The 16875-nt window shown below is 39.3% G+C and carries 18 protein-coding genes and 1 pseudogene; 7 read left to right on the top strand and 12 right to left on the bottom strand.

From position 1 onward, the window contains the following. Window positions 1-34 precede the first annotated feature (34 nt). Window positions 35-1159 (bottom strand): murein hydrolase activator EnvC family protein, encoded by a 1125-nt coding sequence (locus tag ON073_RS06325; RefSeq protein WP_274761023.1) that lies wholly within the window; start codon window positions 1157-1159, stop codon window positions 35-37. 3 nt (window positions 1160-1162) lie between these two features. Then, window positions 1163-2704, bottom strand: coding sequence for a 2,3-bisphosphoglycerate-independent phosphoglycerate mutase (gpmM, locus tag ON073_RS06330; RefSeq protein WP_274761024.1), 1542 nt, complete (start codon window positions 2702-2704; stop codon window positions 1163-1165). Window positions 2705-2908: 204 nt separating this feature from the next. On the opposite strand from gpmM, the gene ON073_RS06335 reads away from it, so the two are divergent. Genes ON073_RS06335 through gpsA form a run of 4 tightly spaced genes read left to right on the top strand, consistent with a single transcriptional unit; the run spans window position 2909 to window position 5118 of the window. After that, window positions 2909-3340: a rhodanese-like domain-containing protein gene (locus ON073_RS06335; RefSeq protein ID WP_274761025.1), complete on the top strand. Its 432-nt coding sequence runs from the start codon at window positions 2909-2911 to the stop codon at window positions 3338-3340. A gap of 2 nt (window positions 3341-3342) precedes the next feature. Then, complete coding sequence (gene grxC / locus ON073_RS06340) at window positions 3343-3597, top strand: glutaredoxin 3 (protein WP_274761026.1); 255 nt, start codon at window positions 3343-3345, stop codon at window positions 3595-3597. A 21-nt stretch (window positions 3598-3618) separates the two neighbouring features. Further along, window positions 3619-4098: a protein-export chaperone SecB gene (gene secB / locus ON073_RS06345; RefSeq protein ID WP_274761027.1), complete on the top strand. Its 480-nt coding sequence runs from the start codon at window positions 3619-3621 to the stop codon at window positions 4096-4098. Between the two features lie 6 nt (window positions 4099-4104). After that, a complete protein-coding gene (gene gpsA / locus ON073_RS06350) occupies window positions 4105-5118 on the top strand; it encodes an NAD(P)H-dependent glycerol-3-phosphate dehydrogenase (protein ID WP_274761029.1) in 1014 nt (337 codons plus the stop codon). Between the two features lie 34 nt (window positions 5119-5152). Here the strand turns inward: gpsA and ON073_RS06355 are convergent, their stop codons facing one another. The 3 genes from ON073_RS06355 to trmL form a co-directional block, all read right to left on the bottom strand. Further along, on the bottom strand, window positions 5153-6598 hold the full coding sequence (locus ON073_RS06355) for a putative bifunctional diguanylate cyclase/phosphodiesterase (protein WP_274761030.1): 1446 nt from the start codon (window positions 6596-6598) through the stop codon (window positions 5153-5155). A 16-nt stretch (window positions 6599-6614) separates the two neighbouring features. Next, on the bottom strand, window positions 6615-8888 hold the full coding sequence (locus ON073_RS06360) for a PAS domain-containing protein (protein ID WP_274761031.1): 2274 nt from the start codon (window positions 8886-8888) through the stop codon (window positions 6615-6617). A 96-nt stretch (window positions 8889-8984) separates the two neighbouring features. Further along, complete coding sequence (trmL, locus tag ON073_RS06365; protein ID WP_274761032.1) at window positions 8985-9449, bottom strand: tRNA (uridine(34)/cytosine(34)/5-carboxymethylaminomethyluridine(34)-2'-O)-methyltransferase TrmL; 465 nt, start codon at window positions 9447-9449, stop codon at window positions 8985-8987. 113 nt (window positions 9450-9562) lie between these two features. Between trmL and ON073_RS06370 the strand changes: the two genes are divergently transcribed. Beyond that, window positions 9563-10432, top strand: coding sequence for a cation diffusion facilitator family transporter (locus ON073_RS06370; protein WP_274761033.1), 870 nt, complete (start codon window positions 9563-9565; stop codon window positions 10430-10432). On the opposite strand, the gene ON073_RS06375 is transcribed toward ON073_RS06370, so the two are convergent. The 3 genes from ON073_RS06375 to ON073_RS06385 are packed head-to-tail and all read right to left on the bottom strand — an operon-like array spanning window position 10410 to window position 13379. Continuing rightward, on the bottom strand, window positions 10410-11327 hold the full coding sequence (locus ON073_RS06375) for an alpha/beta fold hydrolase (protein WP_274761034.1): 918 nt from the start codon (window positions 11325-11327) through the stop codon (window positions 10410-10412). The two genes, ON073_RS06370 and ON073_RS06375, sit on opposite strands and share 23 nt — an antisense overlap. Continuing rightward, window positions 11314-12699 (bottom strand): ATP-binding protein, encoded by a 1386-nt coding sequence (locus ON073_RS06380; RefSeq protein WP_274761035.1) that lies wholly within the window; start codon window positions 12697-12699, stop codon window positions 11314-11316. Before ON073_RS06380 ends, ON073_RS06375 begins: the two co-directional genes overlap by 14 nt. Then, window positions 12699-13379, bottom strand: coding sequence for a response regulator transcription factor (locus ON073_RS06385; RefSeq protein ID WP_274761036.1), 681 nt, complete (start codon window positions 13377-13379; stop codon window positions 12699-12701). The genes ON073_RS06380 and ON073_RS06385 overlap by 1 nt, the downstream gene beginning before the upstream one ends. 156 nt (window positions 13380-13535) lie before the next feature. Here ON073_RS06385 and ON073_RS06390 point away from each other — a divergent pair, with 156 nt between their 5' ends. Together ON073_RS06390 and ON073_RS20580 are read left to right on the top strand one after the other, a co-directional pair. Continuing rightward, window positions 13536-13763, top strand: a complete 228-nt coding sequence (locus tag ON073_RS06390; protein WP_274761037.1) for a hypothetical protein — start codon at window positions 13536-13538, stop codon at window positions 13761-13763. Between the two features lie 61 nt (window positions 13764-13824). Then, a complete protein-coding gene (locus tag ON073_RS20580) occupies window positions 13825-13956 on the top strand; it encodes a hypothetical protein (protein WP_446728515.1) in 132 nt (43 codons plus the stop codon). Between the two features lie 47 nt (window positions 13957-14003). Here the strand turns inward: ON073_RS20580 and yacG are convergent, their stop codons facing one another. The 4 genes and pseudogenes from yacG to ON073_RS06415 form a co-directional block, all read right to left on the bottom strand. After that, window positions 14004-14237 carry a DNA gyrase inhibitor YacG gene (yacG, locus tag ON073_RS06400; RefSeq protein ID WP_274761039.1) on the bottom strand — a complete coding sequence of 78 codons (234 nt, stop codon included), beginning with the start codon at window positions 14235-14237 and terminating at the stop codon, window positions 14004-14006. A gap of 109 nt (window positions 14238-14346) precedes the next feature. Beyond that, the gene (gene pilB, locus ON073_RS06405) at window positions 14347-16029 is read right to left on the bottom strand and encodes a type IV-A pilus assembly ATPase PilB (protein WP_274761040.1); all 1683 of its coding nucleotides are present in this window, start codon (window positions 16027-16029) and stop codon (window positions 14347-14349) included. Window positions 16030-16134: 105 nt separating this feature from the next. Continuing rightward, entirely contained in the window at window positions 16135-16728 is a 594-nt protein-coding gene (gene coaE / locus ON073_RS06410; RefSeq protein WP_274761041.1) for a dephospho-CoA kinase, read from the bottom strand. A gap of 1 nt (window position 16729) precedes the next feature. Further along, window positions 16730-16875: pseudogene (locus tag ON073_RS06415) on the bottom strand (prepilin peptidase); the annotation flags it as partial.

The raw sequence follows: 16875 nt of genomic DNA on the forward strand, positions 1-16875 counted from the left end.
CACTCCTCAAATGAGGTGTAGCCAATTTTGAATCCTAAATTCGTCTACACCATTTAACAGGGTTTACCGCTCTTCCCTTATGCCGTATTTCAAAGTATAGACTAGGATTTGATTGTCCACCGCTTTGTCCGACTAAAGCAATTTGTTCACCGGCTTTCACTTTGTCACCAACTTCTTTTAAAAGTGCTTGGCTATGGCCGTAAAGGCTCATAAATCCTTTACCATGATCAACCACAATTACCCAGCCAAACCCTTTTAACCAGTCAGCAAAAAGAACCTGACCATCAGCAATAGTTTTAACCGGCGCTCCTTCTTTGCCGCTCATTAAAACGCCTTTCCATTTAAGGCTACCATGCTTTTTCTGGCCAAAACGATGGGTAAGTTTACCGCGAGAAGGCCAATCGAGTTTGCCTTTACGCGCTTGTAAGCCATTAAGCTTAACTTCACTTTGCGCTAAATCTCGGCTGAGCTGCTCTAGAGTTTGTTTTAAAACTTGCTCATTTTGTTTGAGATAAACCAATTGTGATTGGGTTTTTTGCAACGTATTTTTTAATGTTTGGTATTTTTCTTTTTGTTCTTTTTTAGCTGCTAGCAGCGCGTTTTGCTGCTCTTCTTGTGTTTTTAGCAAAGCTTCGAGCTGCGATTGATTTTGTGCAAGCAGTTGGCGGCTATTTTCTAGTTCAATGAGTGTTGCTTTTAATTTTTCAAGCTCTTTTATGCGTGCATTATTAAGGTATTGATAGTAATTTAATGTGCGTTCTACATGTTGAACTTGGTCTTGGCTGAGTAATAATTTGCCATAGTCATGATTGCCGGTCATAAAGGCACTTTTAAGCTGTGCAGCAAGAGCCGCTTGCTGATTCGCTTTATCTTTCTCTAGCGATTTAATTTTGTCTTTTAAGGTTGCCTGTTCGGTGAGGTTTAATTCAACATCAAATTTAAGCTGTTTTAGCTTTTTTGAACTGGCAGCAATAGCTGCATCAGCATTTTTGAGGTCTTGTTCAATTTGATTAAGCAGAATTTGCTGCTCTTTGAATGCTTTATTCGTGTCTTTAAGTTGCTTCTGAACTTGGTTGAGATCGTCTTTGGTACGCTCGGTATTAGCTTGCACTTGGCAAGCTAATACAAATATAACAGCTAATAAAACAGAGCAGCGCATGGCTTAATTCAACTTCATAATGGTTTCGCCAGTCATTTCGCTTGGCTGCTCCATGCCCATCAGATGAAGCATAGTTGGCGCTACATCACTCAGTTTTTTGCCTTCAAGTGGTGTCGCATTTCGTCCAACATAAATAAAAGGTACAGGCTCACTAGTGTGTGCTGTGTGCGCTTGACCCGTTGAAGGGTTAACCATTTGCTCAGCATTACCGTGGTCGGCAGTGATAAGCGCTTCTGCGCCTGTTTTTTCTAACGCGTCAACTACACGACCAATACAGCTATCTACGGCTTCACAGGCCTTAACTGCAGCGTCAAAGACACCGGAGTGACCAACCATATCGCCGTTCGGGTAGTTACAAATAATTGCATCGTATTTACCAGACTCGATTGCTTCAACTAATTTGTCAGTTAGCATTGCCGAGTTCATTTCTGGTTGTAGATCGTACGTTGCAACTTGAGGTGATGGAATTAAAACACGCTCCTCACCTTCAAACTCAGCTTCACGACCGCCACTGAAGAAAAAGGTAACGTGTGCGTATTTTTCTGTTTCAGAAATGCGAAGTTGGGTTTTGTTGTGTTTTTCTAACCATTCACCAAACACATTTGCGAGTTTTTCTGGTGGGAAAGCAACGCTGGTTTTAATATCCGCTGCGTATTCAGTTAACATAACAAAATCAGCAAGTGCAGGGGCTTTTTGTTTAGCAAAACCAGTAAAGTCAGCATCAACAAATGCTCGTGTCATTTGGCGAGCGCGGTCAGCACGGAAATTCATAAATAACACTGCGTCGCCATCATTGATTGTTGCAGCCTTGTCGCCATCTAAAATAGCTGAAGCAGACACAAATTCATCGTTTTCGTCGCGTTCATAAGCAGCATTTAATGCGGCTAATGGGCAGTTGAAACTGTATTCTGTGCTACCTTGTGTCATTAAGTTATAGGCTTTTTCAACGCGATCCCAGCGGTTATCACGATCCATTGCGAAATAACGGCCAACTAAGCTGGCGATTTGACCCACGCCAAGTGCTTCACATTTTGCAATGATATCTTTAATTGGTTGTTCTGCGCTGCGCGGCGCTGTATCACGGCCGTCTAAAAAGCCGTGAACGTAGATTTTCTTAGCGCCACGTTTTGCTGCTACTTCAATTGCTGCAACAATATGTTCATGATGAGAGTGCACGCCACCTGGGCTTAAAAGGCCTAATAGATGAACTGCTTTGTCGTTAGCAACGGCTTTATCAATCGCGTTTACAATGGCGGGATTTTCGGCAAACTCGCCATCGTCAATTGCTTTAGTAATTCGTGTAAAGTCTTGGTAAACAATGCGACCAGCACCTAAATTTACATGGCCAACTTCAGAATTACCCATTTGACCATGAGGTAAGCCTACATCTAAACCAGAACCTGAAATAAGTGTGCTTGGGTATTCTTTCCACAAGCGATCCATTACCGGGGTGTTAGCTGCTAAAATAGCATTGCTCTCGGTTTTTTCACTGTATCCCCAACCATCTAAGATAATCAGTACTAATGGTTTTTTCTGTAACGACATTCTCATTCCTCATTCAAATAGAATTGCGCGTATAAGCACAGCGCACAAAATAGCGCGTCTTTTATATCATTTTTTCACCACAGATTCAGCAGTTAAGCCATATGCTTTTAAAATTTTCAATTGAAACCCTAGCAGAGCTAGAATTTATTCATATCATCCGTGTATACTTGGCCACTTTTAATGTAAAGAAAAATTGAGAAAGTGATGGCACAATTTGTCGAATTTGTTACTAACAACCTGATTTTATGTTTAATTTGGGTTGGCTTATTGGGCGCCATTGTACTTGGGTGGTTTAAATCTCGCTTTTCAGCTGTGAAACAGGTTAGCCCTCAACAACTGACGCATTTAGTCAACCGTGAAAACGGCCATGTTGTTGATATTCGTGCCTTAAAAGACTTTAACCAAGGTCATATTGCAGGCAGTGTTCACCTTGCAGCAGAAAAAGCAAAACAAGGTGAGTTTGTAGGCCTTGAAAAGTTTAAATCTGACCCAATTATCTTGGTATGTGTTTCAGGTATGACTGCACAGTCTATTGCAAATGGACTGGTTAAAGCAGGTTATGAGCAGGTGAATGTTTTATCAGGTGGTATTACTTCTTGGCAAAACGCTAACTTACCGCTTACAACAGGAAAATAATCATGGCGAATATTGTTATCTACACAAAACCAACATGCCCATTTTGTGTAAGAGCGAAGATGCTTTTAACGCAAAAAGGTGTTGAGTTTACTGAGTTTGATATTGCAGCTCAGCCTGAACTTCGCGATGAAATGATTGAAAAAGCAAACGGTGGTTACACTGTTCCGCAAATTTTCATTAACAACCAACACATTGGCGGTTGTGATGATATGATGGCGTTAGAACAGTCTGGTCGTCTTGACAGTTTGCTTGTATAAAATAAATTTTAGGAAATTAAAATGACAGAAGAGAATCAAAACTTAGGCGCAGAACAACAAGCAGAAGGTCCTCAGTTTGCAGTTCAACGTATTTATGTAAAGGACGTATCATTTGAAACGCCAAACTCACCAGCTATTTTCCAAAAAGAGTGGGCACCAGAAGTTAAATTAGACTTAGATACCCGTTCAAACAAGCTTGATGATGGTGTTTTTGAAGTTGTTCTTTCTGTAACTGTTCACGCAACAATTGGTGAAGAAACTGCGTTCTTATGTGAAGTACAGCAGGCTGGTATTTTCGCGATTGGCGTTGCTAACGAAGGTCAACTTGCACACATGCTAGGTGCTTTCTGTCCTAACGTGTTATTCCCTTATGCACGTGAAACTGTTTCAAACATGGTTAACCGTGGTACTTTCCCGCAGTTAAATCTTGCGCCAGTTAACTTTGATGCATTATTTGCGCAATATGTGCAACAACAAGCATCACAAGCTGCTGACGCATAATTTGTTATGACTACTTCAGCAGATAATGCTGTTGCAGTACTAGGGGCGGGCTCTTACGGGACCGCCCTTGCTATTTGTTTTGCCCGAAATGGACATGATGTAGTTCTTTGGGGGCGCAATAAGGCACAAATTGAAGAGCTCGCAACAGCACGTGAAAACCAGCGTTATTTACCTGGCGCAGCGTTTCCAGATACCTTGGCATTAAATGATGATCTTGCTAGCACAGTTTCATCATCAGATGTGGTGCTGGTGGTTGTACCTAGCCATGCGTTTGCCGAAACATTAACGGCAATTAAACCGCATTTAAGACCAACAGCACGAGTTTTATGGGCAACCAAAGGGCTTGAGCCTAACACTGGTCGTTTATTACAGCAATTAGCTGCAGAAGTGCTAGGTGATGATGTTAGCCTAGGTGTGTTATCTGGGCCAACATTTGCCAAAGAGATGGCTATTGGATTACCAACCGCGATTTCTCTTTCTTCAGCGGATACTAAGTTAGTTGAAGATGTTTCTGAAATGCTGCACTGTGGTCGTTCTTTCCGCGTGTATTCCAATGATGACTTGGTTGGTGTGCAACTCGGTGGTGCAATTAAAAATGTGATAGCAATTGGCGCGGGCATCTCTGACGGCTTTGGCTTTGGCGCCAATGCACGTACTGCGTTAATTACGCGCGGTCTTGCGGAAATGACTCGTCTTGGGGTTGCCCTAGGAGCAAAACAAGAAACTTTTATGGGTATGGCAGGCCTCGGTGATTTAATCCTAACCTGTACCGACAATCAATCGCGTAACCGTCGATTTGGTTTAGCACTTGGTAAAGGTCAAACTGTTGAGCAAGCACAACAAGAAATTGGTCAAGTAGTTGAAGGCTACCGCAATACCAAAGAAGTGTTTTTGCTTGCTGAGCGAACAGGCATTGAAATGCCAATTTGTGAACAGATTTATAATGTGCTTTATAAAGGGCAGGATGTAAAACTGGCCGCAATGAATTTGCTCGGTCGACAGAAAAAAGCAGAAGCTTAATTTAAAAAAGGCTTTAACTTAGGTTAAAGCCTTTTTAATTTGATTTAGGATGATTTATTAGTACCTTAGTTTGTTCGATAAACTTTTCTAACTGATCGCAGGGTAGCGGTTTACTAAAAAAGTAACCTTGCACAACATCACACCCCATTACATGCAAGAAATATGATTGCGCTTCGGTTTCAACCCCTTCGGCAACAACATCAATATTCAAATATTTCGCTAAACGGATAATGGTTGCGGTGATATTTCTATCTTGTTCTGATTTTTCGATATCAATCACAAATGAACGGTCTATTTTAAGGCGATCAATCGGGAACTGTTTAAGATAACTTAATGACGAATGGCCAGTGCCAAAATCATCAAGGGCTATGGTAAACCCTAAGCGCTTTAACTTGAGCATTTGCTGCAGTGCAAATTCAGGGTCATTCATCATGACACTTTCGGTAATCTCGAGCTCCATGGTGTCCCCTGATATCTGGTACTTTTGCAGGTAATTTGTTAAGTCTTCAATTAGATCTGAGCGCTGAAAATGAATAGCTGATAAATTTAATGCCACACGACCGTTGAGCTTTATCCCTTTTTGTTGCCATTGTTTTATTTGTTGGCAGCACACCTCAATTAATACTCTAGTTAATGGAATAATGGCGTTATTGGCTTCTGCAACGGAGATAAACTGAGCGGGGCTGCGGATCTCTTGATTGCCATCAGGCCAGCGAGCAAGTGCTTCTACACCACAAATTTGATTGGTTCGGGTATTAAATTTGGGTTGGTAATACAAGATAAATTCTTTCTCAACAATAGCGCGATTAATTTCATTTTCGATTGAAAGTGATGCAGGCGAATGGGTTTTTACAGCACGATTAAATATTTGAAAGGTATTTTTTCCGTTAGATTTTGCATGTTGCAGTGCAGAGTCAGCGCTACGCAATATTGATTCGCTATCATAGCCATTATCGGGGTAAATTGCAGCGCCTATACTGGCAGATAAACATAAATCCAAATCATCTAATAGCATGGTGCGCGACAGCTCAGAAAGAAGCTTTTCACAAAGACGCTTAATATTAAAAATATTTAATGGTGTGAAAACATGAGGTGGCAATAAAATACCAAACTCATCACCGCCTAAGCTCGCTAGTGTGAAATTTGGTGAAATTGTTTGTTCAAGTCGCTGGGCAGCCATTTTTAAGACTCTATCGCCGTAACTATGACCGAGAGCATCATTTATCTTATAAAAGTTATCTAGATTGACAATTAAGACGCAGAATTCAGGCTGGCTACTTGAACTTGCATTAATTGCCAAGTTAAGTTGTTCAATAAACACTGTGCGGTTTAGTAACCCGGTAATTCGATCACGCGTGGCTAAGTCCATTAGTTGTTTTTCTTGTTGTTTTTGCTGAGTTATATCTTTAAACATACCAACATAATGAATTTCTGTATCAAGGCCTAACTTACTCGGCAGCTTGATTTTGGTTATGTTCAATGAAATTGCGATTAGCTCAGCGTTCCTTATCTTTTATTGCGTGTTTAATAATTTGCTCAAGTTTTGTATTACGGGATTCGCCATCAAATACTTTGAGTTGTTTTCCTTTCACATCTGCTTGGCTAAAGCCGGTAATGGTGTAAAACGTTTTGTTTACATTAAGTACTTTGAGTGCTTCATCACTGATCCAAACCGCTTCTTGGGTTTGAGCAAGAAGCGCAGATGTTAGCCCATATTGAGCATCTTTGCGGTGTTTAAACCACCAAAGAAACGAGATGATAAACAGGCTAAAAAGCAGTAATTGTGTGGCAGCTTGCCAAACATTAAATTGAAAATAATGGTGTGAAAAATTAATTGATATGGGCTGCTTAATTAAACCATTACGGTTATAAATTGAGATTTGTTGCAATGCTTTATTATTCACTAGAAATGCAATCGTATCTTGACCTTGTGGTAAGTTTACCCAAGGCATATCCGCTGAAAACCGATAGCTTAGGGCGAGGGCGTTAGGGGGTACATCGTTATCAAAAAGAGAAATAACGATATTTGTTTCTTGCTGTGTAAGGGCAAGAGTATCGGTTTTTAAATGAGTGCTTTGTTCATTTAAATAGATTTCTCTAACTGCTAGCCCGTTAAGTGGATAGATAGCAGCTGAATTTGAAATTGGGTAAGAAAAAATTTGATTATCCTTAACAAAATGTTGCTGCTTATCGTAGTAAAAGTTAAAGCTGCTATGTAAAAGTGCTGTGTTATCGAACCTGGCAGCAAGTTGCTTTAATTCGACATCAAATAATAGCACTTGCTCATTTGTATGAAGCCAAATAAAGCGTTCTTGCTGATGCGTAAAGTTGTGTACAGGGTTGTTTAATAAAAGCTCATAATGCCATTCATTTGCCGTTTTTTTGATTTGCCAAAAACCGTTATTTGTTGCTAAGAAAAACAGGCCGTTATAAAAACTAGCAGATGTGATTTCGCCAACGTGTTGAGGCGTATTAAAAAACGCAAATGTAACATCGCCAGTGTTTCGGTAAATGCCTTTTGTGGTGACAACGTATGGCGGGCTTTTTCCATCTCCAATCAGGGCAACTGAATGGGTGAAAGGGAATTTAGTTTGCTGTTGATGGCTTTTAAGATCAAAAGTGTAAATATATTGCGCATCTGAAAACCATAACTCCCCTTGATTGTTTAAGTAAAAATGCTCAATATTTTGCTGTTGTATAAGTTGTGAAAGCTGATTGCTGGCAATGTGGTAGCGCCACAAGCCAAATTTGTTCTGTAAGTAAAAATACTCTCCATGCCACTGAATTTGTTCAAAATTGTAATCTGAGAATTGCTCCCGAAACACATTTTCTAATTTGGATGGTGTGATATTGAGTGCGTTTAGTGAAGTTAAATACCAATTGGTGTTTTGATGTTTTAATAAAATATCGCCATTTATGAGAGGATAAATGTTACTAACTAGGGAAAGGTTCAAAGCATTCACTTTGCCAATGTCAAAATGATATTGATAAATATCTCCCTTACTTTCAAGAAATAAGGAAGATCCGCCAATAGAATAAATGGCATCAATTTCAATATTAACTTCAGTGGTTTCAATCTCTAATGTGCTAGGGCTAATAAAATAAAGGGCTTTATTTTGGGTAAACCAAAGTCTGTTCTTTCTGTCGATAAAAAGTGATTTTATTGGGTTTGATAAGTTAAATGTTTTCTTAATATTTTTTGTTTTTTCAAAATAGAGTAATTTATTTGAACTTGTTGTAAGCCAAAATGTATGGTCATTAACGATTTGGTAATCAAGTACGAACTCACTAAGTGTTGCGGTGAGATTTTCAGGTTTCTGCCACCCTGATTGGTAGTTTAATAGTCGCCCTTTACTGATAAAAAACAATTGATTATGTGCACTAGTTAGCTTTGAAACATGTTCACTATAGCGTGTTTCAAGAGCTGGATTTTCAAGGTTGTATTCTAAAAGTTGATTATCAGTCGCTAAAAATAGGTGGTTATTCACACGCTCAATTTGATGGAATGAGGATTTACTTAAGTGTTTTAAGGTGTTATCACTGACTTTTACTAGCTTATTAGGCGTGAACATATACAAGCCTTGCGAGCTCGCAATTAACGATGCACCATTTTTTAATGATGCAATATCATTGATAGTAATGTTCTGTTGCTTAAAATCGGTTAACGCTATTAATCTTTGTGATGAAATATCATCTGCATCGCTTTTGAATATGACAAATAGGCATATAAATAACGTTAAGCAACAATGAAAAAGAGTAGGGCGCTTCAATTAAACTGTCTAGCAAGTGTTTTTAAATTGAGCTTAGTTTAATTTTTGCAAAGTGCGAGTTAAAAGCGCCTTATTGGGATGTGAATTTAATTTTTATTAAATAGCGCCTTCAAAATCAAACTGTCGCCAAGCTTCATACACGAAAACAGCTACGGCATTTGATAAGTTCATACTGCGGCTGTCTGGCATCATTGGGATGCGTAAACGTTGCTCATTGGGTAATGATTCAATGAGGTCATTTGGTAAACCGCGTGTTTCTGGGCCAAATAAAAGGCAATCACCGCGTTCAAATTGTGCTTTATGATAATGCCCTGAACCTTTGGTGGTGCAAGCATACACTCGTTTAGGCTGGGTTTTTTCTAAAAAAGCTTCTAAGTTGGCGTGGCGTTCTACATGACTAAATTCATGGTAATCTAAACCCGCACGACGTACGCGCTTATCATCCCAATCAAAACCCAACGGCTCGATTAAATGTAGTTTAAAGCCGGTATTTGCACATAAGCGAATAATGTTACCTGTGTTTGGTGGTATTTCTGGCTGGTACAGCACGATATCTAACATGTTTAACCTACGATTAAGTGTTTTATAGTAGTTTATCAAAGCTTTCAGGTTCGATACTATAAGTAATAGCAATAGTTCTATGCTCATATTTCACAGGGGCAACACAGTTTATAATGAAAGAAAAAGATTACGCATATTGGGTTAAGCTCTCTAGTAGCCTAACGTTAGTGTTAGCAAGCACCATGGTTGCTGCAAAGTTTTGGGCGTGGCTTAGCACTGGATCTACTACCATGCTTGGTTCTTTGACGGATTCTTTACTCGATATTACTGCATCGGCAATTAATTTTTGGGTACTTAGAATTGCTTTAGTACCGGCTGATGACGACCACCGTTTCGGTCATGGCAAAGCTGAATCTTTAGTAGGACTAGGGCAAGCTGCATTTATTGCGGGTAGTGCGTGTTTACTTGCCTTTTACGGTGTGGAGAGGTTGTTAAACCCTGTTGTTAGTGAATCGGTAATGACGGGTGTAGCAGTGAGTGTCTATGCACTGTTTTGTACTTTGTTAATAATCACTATTCAGCATTGGGCGCTAAGGCAAACTAAATCAGTTGCGATTAAAGCTGATTCGGTACATTACAAAGGGGATTTACTGTTAAACCTGAGTGTCATTGTGGCGCTAGTACTAGCTAACATTGGCTGGGTTTATAGTGATGGTATTTTTACCCTGCTTATTTCAGGTTACCTTTTTTATAATGCCTATGATGTGGCTCGCGAGGCGACAGACTACCTAATGGATAAAGAACTAGATGACGACGTTAAAACTGAGATTGAAAAAGCTATTTTAGCGCATACAGAAGTATTGGGCTTTCATGAGCTCAGAACACGCCAAAGTGGCCCAACTAAGTTTATTCAGATGCATTTAGAGCTAGATAGCAATTTAACTTTAGCGCATGCTCATCGAATATCTGAAGAGGTTGAAGCCGCTATTCATAAAATAATTGAAGGCGAAGTCGACGTACTTATTCACAAAGATCCGTTTTAAAAAAATCACAAATATCATTTAAGGCAAGACTGCGTATGTGATCTTGCTCAAACAGAATTTCGTGCCAGCTATTCTCATATACTTTCTTTAAGATTAGGTGGTTGTTATGCACCACTTCATCTTGAGCGCTATTTTTTACAATGGTGTCTAGTTCTGCTTGCAACAATAAGATTGGTAAAGCGGCTGGCGTTTTGCTGATTTGATCGATTGCGCTAAAGGCTTGTGCTAACCAGCCTACAGTTACACCACCTAATTTTAAGCCAGGGTTTTCTTTATAAAGTGTTCTAAATGCTGCGTAACGCGGCTCACTTTTCATGAGTTGGTTATTTAAAAATGGCTTTTCTTGGTAACCCGCTTGACCAAAAAAATAGCGAGTGTTGAATCCAATCGCATTCAACACTTTTACTAAAAGTTTTGCAATTGAATAGGGCAAACCTTGTGTTGGAATACCAAACATTGGGGCGCTAAGCGCTGCTTTTTTGAAAGGGTGAGAATGATTTGCAAGATATAGGTAGCTAATAGCAGCGCCCATAGAGTGCGCCAGTAAAAAATGAGTGCCTTGCCAGTTTGCTTTTACAACTTGCTTTACAAACAGCGCTAAACCTTCAATATAATCATTAAAGTGATGAATATAACCTTTATCAACTACAGGAAGTAAACGGCTAGAAAGGCCTTGTCCCAAATGATCAAACATAAAAATCGCAAACCCTTGGCGATAAAAATCGTATGCAACCTCTTGGTATTTTAGATAGCTCTCACAGCGGCCATTAACGATTGTTATAGCCGCTTTGGCGTTTTCGGGAATAATAAATGCATAACTAAGTTGGTTACCATGAAAGCTTAATTTTGCATGTGTTACATTTTGCCAAAATTGGTCAATATTATTTTGTTTCATTATTTAGTGTTATGGTTACTTTTAACCCAGAGTTTGGTTGATTTGCTAATGAGATAGCACCTTGATGTAATTCAATTGCCTGTTTGGCGATTGCCAAACCAAGCCCGGCTCCGCCGCTTTGCCTTTCACGTGATTGTGAAACTCGGTAAAACGGCTCGAGTAAATAAGGTAAATCTGCGTCACTTACGCCATCACCATCGTCACAGATGGTAATAATGATGCTATTTTCACTGTCATCAATGGTGCAGTGAATAGCAGACTTAGCATACTTAATTGCATTTCTTAATATGTTCTCAAAAGCACTGGCGATTAATGCTGCATCTAGTGGTAGCTGTTTTTGACTAGTACCGCTAATTGTGAGTGTTTTTTGTTGTTGTTCAGACTCGAATTCAGCATCTTTAAGCACCTGTTGTAAAATAGATTGTAAAGGTTGCTGCTCTTTTTCAATATACTGATTATTCGCTTCTAATCGTGATAGTTTTAATACATCAGATATCATTTTGTCTAAATTATTTGCCTCTTTTTCAATGCGGGCCAAATAACTTTCTTGCTCACTTGATTGCTTTAGTTGAGCAAGCCCCGTTGCCATTTGAAGCCGAGTGAGTGGTGAACGTAATTCATGAGAGATATCTGCCATCAGGCGTTTTTGGCTAGTAACTAAAGACTCTAGTCGCTGTGCCATTTGGTTAAAGTCTTTTGCTAACGTTGTAAGCTCGTCTCCTGATTTATTAGTAACCTCTACGCGAGTATCGAGTTGCCCATTTGCTAATTGTGAGGTCGCATGTTTTAACGCATTTATTGGTTTAATTAGCACTCGGCTAAAAAACAAGCTGAGCAAAAGAGTTGCGCCAATAACAACGAGTAGCTTTAGCCATAACGGCATTAACACGATGCGAATACCTAAAGGGGGTGAACGCCAAGGCTCGATATCGTACATAAGGTAGTCTTGGTTTTGATAATTCACCTTAATAGGCCCTATAGCGCGATACTGCGCTGTTGTGATGATCTGTGGCGCAAGTTGCTGGGTGAATGCCAATAAGCTGACATCAGGTTGCTCTTTAGCTTGTTGATTAAAAAAAGCAATGTTGCTGTCAGGCAGCGTAAAATAAAGTAAGCGATGACGTGAGATGCGTGGGTGAGATGCCAATTGCTCTAGTGTTTTTTCTGGCTTTTTCAATTGTGCTCTTTCTAAACCGCTAGCTAGACGTTTGAGGTTTAATAACTTAGGCCCGTGAAGTGTATGACTATCAACGCTAGTTTCAGTTAACTGACTGAGCAAGAATAGTACTGAAAAAGTGCATAAAATAGTGAGCCAAAACCAACCAAATATCTTAAAAAATAGATAATTTCTTGGGTTAAAAAGTTTTAGCATTAGGCGCTCCCAAGTAAAATATAGCCAGCACCGCGGACTGTTTTTATTTTTTCTTGTTCAATGTGCTCCGCAATCTTTTTGCGAATATTACTTACATGCATATCAATTGAGCGGTCAAAAGGGGCTAATTTTCTGCCAAGTACTTGTTCGCTGATTGCCTCTTTACTTACAATTTCGCCTTGATTGTTTAGTAATAAAAACAAGATTTCGAACTCAGTACCTGTTAATTCAATTTTGTTCTCAGCAGCGAAAGCTTCTCGTGTATGCGGCGTAAGGCGGATGCCATTTTCTTCTAACGAATTATTGGCTAGTTGCTGGATATTTTCGATTCGTCGTGTAATGGCTTTTACACGCGCCAATAGCTCTCGGTGGTTAAATGGTTTAGCAAGATAATCGTCGGCGCCGAGTTCTAGGCCAAAAATTCGGTCAAAATCTTCGCCCTTAGCTGTTAGCATGATAACCGGCGTTAATTTGGTTTGACGCAGCTGTTTTAGCACTTCAAAGCCATCAATACCTGGAAGCATCACGTCTAATAATATAACGTCATAGTCATGTGTTTGCGCGTGCGATAAGCCTGTGTCACCTCGATGATAAGCGGTGATTGAAAATCCGTGCGATGAAAGGTATTCAGTCAATAACTCAACAAGTTCTATATCATCATCTATCAAGAGTACTTTCATGTTAATACCTAATTCTGTACAGCTAATAAGTGTATTTTAAGTGCATTTTTACACGGCAAAAAGCAATTTACATAACCTTTACATTGCTTTGCGTTGCTTTTCATTGGGCTTGTTAAAGTAACCATAACATTAAACGAGACCTAACTGGAGAATGTTATGAACTTAAAACTTTTAATATCAGCTGCGTCAATTTCAATTGCAGCGTTTGCAAGTACAGCCCTAGAAGCGAAACCTCATAATGCAGGTATGAACATTTATCGAATGTTGCTATCTGAGCGAGCAGTTGAGCGCCTAGATTTGACAACCACTCAGCAAGAGAAAATTAAAACGATTGCTGAATCAGAAAAAGCAGCAATGGAGGCGCGAAGCGCTTGTTCACGCTGAAATTTTTGATGAAACTGCTTTTCGTCAAGCTTTTGCTAAAGGCCAAAGCGAAAGAGTGGAAATGGCTGTGTTAAAGGCGAAAAATAAAAACGCGGTTTGGAATACGCTTACTTCAGAGCAGCAAGAAAAATTTGAAAAGATGATGAAAAAGCGCAGAGCAAAAATGGCAAAGCATCACAAGAGACAAGGTTAATAATAAAAAGTGCAATCCGTAGGTTGCACTTTTTTTACTGTGTTGTTTTATTCTTTGAAAAAACCTTCCTGATTAGCTGCAAGCATAGCCTCGATATCCTCAATGTTTTCTGGTGTAAATGCTTGCTCAGGGGTAAGTGGTGTTGAAATCGTGTGATTTTCTTCAGACCATTCGCCTAAATCAATCAGTTGACAGCGCTTTGAGCAAAAAGGGCGAAACTCAGATGAAGCTTGCCATAAAACTTCTTTTTTACATGTTGGGCAGTTTACAGATGTTGGCACTACAGTTATCCGATATATTTTTTATAAAAGAATGTTAGAGAATAAATTTGCTAGAGTAAAGTTTAGATAAAAGAGCTTTGCTATTAATACGAAATATCTAAATGTATTTCTAATAACTTGTTACTCGGTTAATTTCAGCAAGACTGGTAACTCCTTTTGCCGCTTTCTCTAAGCCTGATATTCTTAAGCTATTAAAACCACTCTCCAATGATGCTTTTGCGATATCCAGCGAGTTCCCACCTGACATTATAATTTGCGATATTTCAGGTGTAATTTTCATTACCTCATAAACACCTACGCGACCTTTGTAGCCCTCAGTACAATGCTCACAACCAACGGCTTTATAAAGGGTTATAGAAGCTATTTGCTCGTCAGAAAACCCTTGTGATTTTAATTCCTCAAATGGTAAGGATTCTGGTTCTTTACAGTTGTTGCATAAGCGCCTAGCAAGTCTCTGCGCAATAATGAGGCTGATTGAACTTGCTACGTTATAAGCAGGTACGCCCATATTTAGTAAGCGAGTGAGGGTTTCTGGTGCTGAATTGGTATGCAGTGTACTTAAAACTAAGTGACCAGTTTGCGCTGCTTTAATGGCGATTTCAGCTGTTTCTAAATCACGTATTTCGCCCACCATTACAATATCAGGATCTTGACGTAAAAAAGCCCGGAGTGCGTTGGCAAAAGTCATATCGGCTTTTGGGTTAATTTGCACTTGATTAACGCCTACCAAGTTTATCTCTACAGGGTCTTCCGCGGTAGAAATATTTACCTCAGGTTTATTTAAAATATTAAGGCCGGTGTAAAGCGATACTGTTTTACCTGAACCTGTAGGACCCGTTACTAAAATCATGCCCTGAGGTTGTGATAAAGCATCGAGATACATTGCTTTTTGGTTTGGCTCATAACCTAAAACATCAATGCCGAGCATAGCGCTGCTTGAATCTAAAATCCGCATTACAATTTTCTCACCCCAAAGGGTTGGTAGCGTTGATACACGGAAATCAATGCTTTTTTTCGCTGTTATTTTTAGCTTAATACGGCCATCTTGCGGTTTACGTTTTTCTGCAATGTCTAGTCGCGACATTACTTTTACACGTGCCGATATTCGAGATGAAAGCATTTGGGGTGGTGCGGCCACTTCGTGTAAAATGCCGTCGATACGAAAACGGATACGATAGGTTTTTTCGTAAGGCTCAAAGTGCAAATCTGATGCACCCTTACGGATAGCATCCATCAATATTTTATTTATATAAACAATGATGGGGGCATCATCTTTATCAGTTGAGCTATCTTCTGATAAATTTGCCTCAGTCTCTGATACCTCAATATCGCCAAATTGTTCAAACTCATCTTCTGATAGCTCTAGTGCATCAGATTTATTAAAAATAGATTCGATAAATTGTTCTAGAGAGTTGAAATCAACAACAATGGCTTCTGTTTGCAAGCCTGTATTAAATTCAAAATCTTCAAAAGCATCAAAATCAGTTGGGTCTGAAGTTGCTAAAAAGAGGGTTCTACCTCTTTTTGATAGAGGGATTAGATGATGCTTTTTAACAAGCTCCTCACTAATATTATCGAGTGGTACATTGCTTGGATCTACTTTTGTCAGATCAAGGCTCGGCAGGTTGAACCATAATGCACAATGTTTTGCTAACTCTTTAGATGAAAGGTTGCTGTTATTGAGAATAAACTCACTAGTGTGAATATTGGCTGTTGATGCAACAGAGACTTTATCACTTGGGATAAAACCAAGTGCAACACACTTACGAATAAGCGGAGAGTTTACATTCATAACTTGCCCCCAATTTTTCATATACTTAAGTGTTGTTGAGAAAATGAAGATTGCAAGTTTTGGTTGGTAAGATGTTTTAAAAGTAAGTTTGTCGCAGGGGAAAAACTAATTCGATAGTAATGAATTATGAATAGATAATACTTGGTTTTGTGTATTTTCAATCGAGCCTGAATTATCAATGATTAGATCAGCTTTTTCGCGTTTTTCAGTTCGAGGCATTTGAGACTTAATAATCTTTATAATTTGCTCTTTAGACACATTATCTCTGGATGCTGCGCGTTCAATTTGCTGCTCTGTTGGAATATCCACTACGATGGTTTTAGCACAGAGTTGGTCTAAGTCATTTTCTAACAGCAGTGGGGCATCTAAAATAACATATGGTCCTTTTGCTTCACTTAATTGATTGATAATTTCTTGGCGAATAATGGGATGTAGCAAATTATTTAGCCATGATTTATCTGACTCGTTTTTAAAAATAATTTGGCGTAACTTAGCGCGATTGAGCTCACCATTATCAAGCAATATTTCTGGGCCAAACTGCTTTGCAATTTCTTTAAGGGCTGGAGTCTGCGGCGCTACTACTTCACGGGCGATTAAGTCCGCATCCACGACTGTAATACCAAAATTTTTGAAGAGATTCGAAACGGTCGACTTACCAGTAGCGATACCACCGGTAAGCCCTAAAATAGGAATAGCCATATTAACCAGCAAGCAAATTTAAATATGCCGATTGAATTGACTCGCCCCATATCAGTGATATCCATCCAGCAACAGCAATATAAGGGCCGAATGGAATAGGGGTAGCTTTGTCTTTACCTTGAATTGAAAGCAATGTGATGCCAATTA

Source organism: Pseudoalteromonas sp. G4 (assembly GCF_028875915.1).
In the GTDB taxonomy this organism is placed as follows: Bacteria; Pseudomonadota; Gammaproteobacteria; order Enterobacterales; family Alteromonadaceae; genus Pseudoalteromonas.

Bases quoted from the DNA above. Each gene is read 5' to 3' on its own strand.
- ON073_RS06325 (WP_274761023.1), bottom strand. From the start codon at position 1,159: ATGCGCTGCTCTGTTTTATTAGCTGTTATATTTGTATTAGCTTGCCAA.
- gpmM (WP_274761024.1), bottom strand. From the start codon at position 2,704: ATGTCGTTACAGAAAAAACCATTAGTACTGATTATCTTAGATGGTTGG.
- ON073_RS06335 (WP_274761025.1), top strand. From the start codon at position 2,909: ATGGCACAATTTGTCGAATTTGTTACTAACAACCTGATTTTATGTTTA.
- grxC (WP_274761026.1), top strand. From the start codon at position 3,343: ATGGCGAATATTGTTATCTACACAAAACCAACATGCCCATTTTGTGTA.
- secB (WP_274761027.1), top strand. From the start codon at position 3,619: ATGACAGAAGAGAATCAAAACTTAGGCGCAGAACAACAAGCAGAAGGT.
- gpsA (WP_274761029.1), top strand. From the start codon at position 4,105: ATGACTACTTCAGCAGATAATGCTGTTGCAGTACTAGGGGCGGGCTCT.
- trmL (WP_274761032.1), bottom strand. From the start codon at position 9,449: ATGTTAGATATCGTGCTGTACCAGCCAGAAATACCACCAAACACAGGT.
- ON073_RS06370 (WP_274761033.1), top strand. From the start codon at position 9,563: ATGAAAGAAAAAGATTACGCATATTGGGTTAAGCTCTCTAGTAGCCTA.
- ON073_RS06375 (WP_274761034.1), bottom strand. From the start codon at position 11,327: ATGAAACAAAATAATATTGACCAATTTTGGCAAAATGTAACACATGCA.
- ON073_RS06380 (WP_274761035.1), bottom strand. From the start codon at position 12,699: ATGCTAAAACTTTTTAACCCAAGAAATTATCTATTTTTTAAGATATTT.
- ON073_RS06385 (WP_274761036.1), bottom strand. From the start codon at position 13,379: ATGAAAGTACTCTTGATAGATGATGATATAGAACTTGTTGAGTTATTG.
- ON073_RS06390 (WP_274761037.1), top strand. From the start codon at position 13,536: ATGAACTTAAAACTTTTAATATCAGCTGCGTCAATTTCAATTGCAGCG.
- ON073_RS20580 (WP_446728515.1), top strand. From the start codon at position 13,825: ATGGCTGTGTTAAAGGCGAAAAATAAAAACGCGGTTTGGAATACGCTT.
- pilB (WP_274761040.1), bottom strand. From the start codon at position 16,029: ATGAATGTAAACTCTCCGCTTATTCGTAAGTGTGTTGCACTTGGTTTT.
- coaE (WP_274761041.1), bottom strand. From the start codon at position 16,728: ATGGCTATTCCTATTTTAGGGCTTACCGGTGGTATCGCTACTGGTAAG.